Origin of the sequence: Streptomyces turgidiscabies Car8 (assembly GCF_000331005.1) — a bacterium.
Taxonomy (GTDB): domain Bacteria; phylum Actinomycetota; class Actinomycetes; order Streptomycetales; family Streptomycetaceae; genus Streptomyces; species Streptomyces turgidiscabies.
On the sequence record NZ_AEJB01000628.1, the window covers coordinates 1 to 5710 of the forward strand.

6 protein-coding genes are annotated in these 5710 nt (G+C 70.2%); 1 reads left to right on the forward strand and 5 read right to left on the reverse strand.

Going from position 1 to position 5710, the window contains the following annotated elements:
* Nucleotides 1-27 precede the first annotated feature (27 nt).
* The 5 genes from STRTUCAR8_RS43765 to STRTUCAR8_RS43785 form a co-directional block, all read right to left on the reverse strand.
* Complete coding sequence (locus tag STRTUCAR8_RS43765; protein ID WP_044473924.1) at nucleotides 28-213, reverse strand: hypothetical protein; 186 nt, start codon at nucleotides 211-213, stop codon at nucleotides 28-30.
* Nucleotides 214-427: 214 nt separating this feature from the next.
* Nucleotides 428-1045: a hypothetical protein gene (locus STRTUCAR8_RS43770; protein WP_006382905.1), complete on the reverse strand. Its 618-nt coding sequence runs from the start codon at nucleotides 1043-1045 to the stop codon at nucleotides 428-430.
* 35 nt (nucleotides 1046-1080) lie between these two features.
* Nucleotides 1081-1656 (reverse strand): GNAT family N-acetyltransferase, encoded by a 576-nt coding sequence (locus STRTUCAR8_RS43775; RefSeq protein ID WP_006382908.1) that lies wholly within the window; start codon nucleotides 1654-1656, stop codon nucleotides 1081-1083.
* On the reverse strand, nucleotides 1634-3910 hold the full coding sequence (locus STRTUCAR8_RS43780; protein WP_006382909.1) for an MMPL family transporter: 2277 nt from the start codon (nucleotides 3908-3910) through the stop codon (nucleotides 1634-1636). The genes STRTUCAR8_RS43775 and STRTUCAR8_RS43780 overlap by 23 nt, the downstream gene beginning before the upstream one ends.
* A gap of 220 nt (nucleotides 3911-4130) precedes the next feature.
* Nucleotides 4131-4424: a hypothetical protein gene (locus tag STRTUCAR8_RS43785; protein WP_006382904.1), complete on the reverse strand. Its 294-nt coding sequence runs from the start codon at nucleotides 4422-4424 to the stop codon at nucleotides 4131-4133.
* A gap of 193 nt (nucleotides 4425-4617) precedes the next feature.
* On the opposite strand from STRTUCAR8_RS43785, the gene STRTUCAR8_RS43790 reads away from it, so the two are divergent.
* Nucleotides 4618-5430, forward strand: coding sequence for an SAM-dependent methyltransferase (locus tag STRTUCAR8_RS43790; protein WP_006382907.1), 813 nt, complete (start codon nucleotides 4618-4620; stop codon nucleotides 5428-5430).
* Nucleotides 5431-5710 lie beyond the last annotated feature (280 nt).

The window sequence follows — 5710 nt, forward strand, 5'->3', positions numbered from 1 at the left end:
GAGAACCGTCCGCCCGTCCCGCCGTGCTCACGCGGCCCGGGTGAACCAGTGGCGGCGGGTGTCGTCGGGATGCACCTCGCCCTCGGCGGCACGGCCGGCTGCCTCGCGGCGGGCGGCCCGGCCGGCGCGGATCGCTTCGCGGGCGAGACGCTCGTCCGAGGCCTCACGGCGCAGCTGGGCGGAACGGGTCTGCTGGATTTCGTACTCGAACATGTGATGCCCCTCAGGTCTCTGGCGAGATCGGTTGTTCTTCGCTCTCTGCGATGTCTCAACCTTCGTCTCCCAGGGGGGTCCGCCACATCGGGAGAGTTCCGCATCTTCCGAGGGGGTGGGGGCCTTAGAAACAGCTGAGGGGCCCCGGACCGGCCGTAAGGTACTTACGGCTGGCCTAAGGCCCCTCATGAGCTGCGGTGATTCCGCCTCCGGGTCAGGTCGCGGAGGGCAGACCCAGCAGTACGTCGGTGTACTTCAGGACCGCGATGAGCAGTCCGAGGACGCCGAGGGCGACGCCCGCCCAGGAGACCGACCTGATCCAGACGGCCTGCGGCTTGCCCGGGGCGCCGAACGCGGGCCGGGCGAGGGCGGCGACACCGACGAGCAGCGCGGCGAGGGCGAAGACGCCGCCCCACAGCGCGGTGGTCTGCCAGGCGTCGCCGTAGACCTCCTTGATCTGGGTGGCGACGCTCGCCGACGACGCGGTCCCCAGCTGGCCGACGAGCGTCTCGCGCGCTCCGGCCACCGTGCCCAGCCAGCTGCCGGTGAGGGAGACGAAGCCGAGGACGGCGGACACGACGGCGGCGGCGCCCTGGCCCACGCCGGAGGACTCCGCCCGCTCGGCGGCGAGCTCCGCCTCGTCCAGGTCGTTCAGGTCGTCGCCCTCGTACTCGTCGGCGTCGCCCAGGACCTCGACCTCGGTGTCGGCCGCGGCCTCGGTGGGCTGCTCGTCCTTGGTGATGTCCACCGTCTCGTTACCGCTCTTCACGTCGTCGCTCTTCGCCTCGGAACCGGTCTCGGCGCCGGTCTCGTCTGCTGTCTTGGTTCCCATGCCTCGCACCGTACGGATGTCGTCTGAGAAGTTCCTTAATGATCCTTGTGAGCGCCGCGCGCGCGTGCGGCACGCCACTCGGGCGCGAGTACCGACCAGATCTCGGTGTCCGCGCGGACACCCCGGTGCGGGTAGTTCTCCCGCAGCAGGCCCTCACGGCTCATGCCCAGCCGTCGCGCCACGTTGATGCTCGCTTCGTTCACGGACGACGCGTGCCACTCCACACGGTGCATGCCGCGTACGTCAATCGCCCAGTCGATGAGGACCCGCATCGCGCGCGTGATCAGTCCGCGTCCGGTGCCCGCGGGTTCCAGCCAGCAGCCGACCTCGCAGTTGCCGTGCTCCGCGAAGAAGTTGAGGAACAGCACCCCGCCGACGAGCTGTCCGTCCAGCCAGATCCCGTGCAGCGACCCGGTGTCGGCGGCGCGCTGGTCGGCGTACCGCTGGAGCTGCTCCCGCGTGGAGTCGAGGTCCGTGGACTTCATGCCGAAGGGAATGTGCCGGGTGATGAACTCCCGCCCCCGGTCGAGGTGGGCGAGGAACTCCTCGGCGTGCCAGGGCTCCAGGGGCCGCAGTTCCGCGCCGTCGTCACCCAGGGATATCGCGTACATCCTGTGGTCGCTCCTTCACCAGTACGTCCATGACGTCCACGTCGATTACGTCCGGAATGCTCGCACGGGCGGTCTCCCCCACGCCCGGCATTTGCCCGGCGGCGGCCCGGCACTCGGGCGGCTCGATGCTGATGCGCGGCAGCCGTCTGTCCAGCCAGCGGGGCAGCCACCAGTTGGCGCCGCCGAGCAGATGCATCAGCGCGGGCACCAGGAGCGTCCTCAGGACGAAGGCGTCGAGGGCGACGGCGGCGGCCAGGGCGATGCCGAACATGGCGATCACTCGGTCACCGGAGAGGACGAAGGCGAGGAAGACGGAGATCATGATGACCGCCGCGGAGTTGATCACGCGGCTGGTCTCGGCGAGGCCGACCCGGACGGCCCGCCGGTTGTCGCCGGTCTCCAGCCACTCCTCGTACATCCGGCTGACCAGGAAGACCTGGTAGTCCATGGAGAGCCCGAAGAGGACCGAGACCATGATGACCGGGAGGAACGGCTCGATCGGGCCGGCGCTGCCGAGGCCCAGCAGTTCGCTCCCCCAGCCCCACTGGAAGATCGCGACGACGACACCGAACGCGGAGGCGACGGCGGCGACGTTCATCACGGCGGCCTTGAGCGGGATGCCGATCGACCGGAACGCGAGCAGGAGCAGCAGACAGCCCAGGCCGATCACGACACCGACGAACAACGGCAGCTTGCCGATGATCACATCCGCGAAGTCGTCATAGCTCGCCGTGACTCCGCCGACCTGCAGGTCGAGCGCGGTGCCGGTCTCCGCGCGCGGGAGCACCCTCTCGCGCAGCCGCTCCACCAGGTCGCTGGTCCGCACGGACTGCGGGGAGGACTCCGGTACGACGGTGAGGTAGCCGGTGGAGCCGTCCGCGCTGTAGGTCACCGGCGAGGACGACGCGACACCCTCAGTGGTCCGGAGGGTCGCGGCGAGGTTGTCGAGGACGAGCTTGTCCTCGGCGTCGGAGACCGGCGTGACGAGGGTGAGCGGGCCGTTGACGCCGGGGCCGAAACCGTCGGCGAGGAGGTCGTAGGCCTGCCGTGTGGTCGTCGCCTTCGGGTTGTTTCCCTGGTCGGAGGTGCCGAGGTGGAGCGAGAAGGTGGGCAGGGCGAGCAGAGCGATGACGACCAGGGCGGCGGCGCCGAGCACCTTGGGGTGGCGCTCGACGAACGCGGACCAGCGGGCGGCGAAGCCGGTGGGCAGCTCCGGCTGGGGCCCGTGCTCGGCCAGCCTGCGCCGCTCGCGCCGGCTCAGGGCGCGCGGCCCGATGAACGACAGCAGGGCGGGCAGCAGGGTCACGGAGGCCGCGACGGTCAGGACCACCGTCAGGGAGGCCGCGACGGCGACCCCGTTGAGGAAGCCGAGGCGCAGGATCAGCATCCCCAGCAGGGCGATGCAAACGGTCGCACCCGCGAAGACGACGGCCCGTCCGGTGGTCGTGACGGCGTTGACGGCGGCCTCGGCGACCGGCAGACCGCGTTTGAGGCCGCGCCGGTGTCTGGTGACGATGAACAGGGCGTAGTCGATTCCCACGCCGAGTCCGACGAGCATGCCGAGCATGGGCGCGAAGTCGGCGACGGTCATCGCGTGCCCGAGGAGCACGATCCCGGCGTACGCCGTACCGACACTCACCAGGGCGGTGGCGATGGGCAGCAGGGAGGCGGCGAGCGAGCCGAAGGCGAGGAACAGCACGACGGCGGCGACGATCACCCCGACGGTTTCGGCGAGGTGGCCGCCGGACGACTCGGTGAGCGCGATGGCGCTGCCGCCCAGCTCCACCTGGAGCCCGTCGGCCCGCGCCGCCTCGGCCGCGTCGACGACGGCCCGGGCCTCGCCCTCGCCGATGTCCTCGGCGGACCTGTCGAAGGTGACGGTGGCGTACGCCGTACGCCCGTCGCCGCTGATCCGCCCGTTGCCGCCGCCCTCGTAGGGGCTGACGACCGAGGCCACGCCCGGCAGGTCGGCGATGCGGTCCAGGGTGCGGGTCATCGTCTGCTCGACGTCGGCGGCGCGGACCGTGCCGGGCCCCGTGTGCCAGACGACGGTGTCGGTGTCGCCGCCCAGCCCGGGGAAGCCTTTCTCCAGGAGCTGGGTGGCGCGGCCGGACTCGGTGCCGGGGGCCTCGTAGTCGTTCGAGTACGCCGAGCCCATGACAGCGGCGGCGGCGGTGACGCCGGCGAAGGCGGCCAGCCAGATCAGAACGACGACCAAGCGGTGCCTGACACACCAGCGCGCGAGGGCTGCCACAGACGTGCTCCCTGGATGACATGTGGATCTTTGACCGGGAGCAGTCGTGAATGAACAGAACGGCCCGCAAAGAAACGAAAGAAGGCAAGAAAGAACGAAAGCGAGATGCCGAACCACTGTTACAGGCGCAGGTGATCGTTTGAGCCGTTAGTGCCCTTACTCACAGGAATGCGAGTCACATCACAGGACAATCACATGAGCTTTGTCGCCTCAGTCGAAATCAGTCGAACTGGTCACCGAGTGCCATCACCATCACGCCGATGACCAGCAGCCACAGGGCCCGTCGGGTGCGCCCCCGCGCCCCCAGCACCGACGCGAGCCCGCACACGACGGCGCCGAAGGCGTAGGCGCCGGGTACGAGGGCGGGCGCGGAGCCCGTGAGGCGGAGCGTCGAAGCCGCGAGCCCCACGAGGGCCAGCAGTGCTCCGGTCCCGGTCGCCGTCCAGCGGGCGCGCCGCGCGTCTTCGTACTCCTCCTCGTCCTCCCCCTCGTGCTTCTCCGCGTTCTCGTCCATGGCGCGGGAGCGTACCCCTCCCTCCTGAGAATTCGGATGCGGCCGACGGATGCCCACTGCTAGCGTCCGGCCGTCGACTGTCCGTACCCGGCTTTTCGCCGCCTCCCCGAGCAGGTGCGTTGTTTGAAGGTCCGACCGAGCTCCGACGTGATCCGTTCTTCTTCACCGCAGAACCCAAGGAGCCCGTTCACCGATGTCCGACATCACTTCCAGGACCTCGAACGACCGTCCCGACCCGCTCGCTGAGCGGCTGAACCACCCCCACTACCCGCGCAGCAGCCGGTACGACGCCCGCTGGATCATCGACAACCAGATGGGCCCGCACGCCCTGTGGCTGCTGGAGTGGCTGGCCCCCGCGCTCGGCCTCGACACCCTCGCGCCCGGCGCCCGGGTGCTCGACCTGGGCTGTGGCAAGGCCATGACGTCGGTCTTCCTCGCCAGGGAGTACGACGTCCAGGTCACCGCCGCCGATCTGTGGATCGAGCCCGGCAAGAACGCGCGCCGCATCGCCGAGGCGGGCGTCGCCGACCGGGTGCTGCCCGTGTACGCCGAGGCACACCGGCTGCCGTTCGGCGACGGGTCGTTCGACGCGATCGTGAGCATCGACGCGTACCAGTACTTCGGCACGAACGACCTGTATCTGCCGAGCCTCACCCGGCTGCTGAAGCCGGGCGGCCGGATCGGAGCCGTCATGCCGGCGCTGCGCGAGGAGCCGGACGGCGTGGAGCCGCCGGAGCATCTGAAGCCGTTCTGGGACCCGGAGTTCTGGGCGTTCCACTCCGCCGACTGGTGGCGGCGTCAGTGGACGCGCAGTGGAGCCGTGACGGTGGAGGCCGCCGACTGGCTGACGGACGGCTGGCGCGACTGGCTGCTGTGGAGCGAGGTGTGCGCCGAGGAGAGCAGCGAGGAGTTCATGGCGGGCATGGCTCGCGACCAGATCGAGCTGATGCGCGCCGACCAGGGCCGGTCCCTGGGGTTCGTACGGGTCGTGGGACGCCGTACGTGACCTTGCGGACCTAGCTGTACAGCGCTGAGGGGAGAAATCCATCGACTCGGTGAACTGACATGCCGTCTCGGTGAGTTCGGAGACCGCTTGCAGGGCCGGGTCCAGCATGTCCGCCAGGTCGTGGGCCCGCAGGAACGCGGTTGTCGCCGCCCTCGCCATCGCCGGGCTCGCGAGTGCGGCCGGGAGGGTGAGGGTGTAGCGGAGGGTTTCGGGAGTGGGGCGAGTGGGGTCCGCCGGGAAAGCGGGGGCGGCTGGGCAGCCGGAGTTGGGGGCGGGCATG

Bases quoted from the DNA above. Each gene is read 5' to 3' on its own strand.
- STRTUCAR8_RS43775 (WP_006382908.1), bottom strand. From the start codon at position 1,656: ATGTACGCGATATCCCTGGGTGACGACGGCGCGGAACTGCGGCCCCTG.
- STRTUCAR8_RS43785 (WP_006382904.1), bottom strand. From the start codon at position 4,424: ATGGACGAGAACGCGGAGAAGCACGAGGGGGAGGACGAGGAGGAGTAC.
- STRTUCAR8_RS43790 (WP_006382907.1), top strand. From the start codon at position 4,618: ATGTCCGACATCACTTCCAGGACCTCGAACGACCGTCCCGACCCGCTC.
- STRTUCAR8_RS43770 (WP_006382905.1), bottom strand. From the start codon at position 1,045: ATGGGAACCAAGACAGCAGACGAGACCGGCGCCGAGACCGGTTCCGAG.
- STRTUCAR8_RS43765 (WP_044473924.1), bottom strand. From the start codon at position 213: ATGTTCGAGTACGAAATCCAGCAGACCCGTTCCGCCCAGCTGCGCCGT.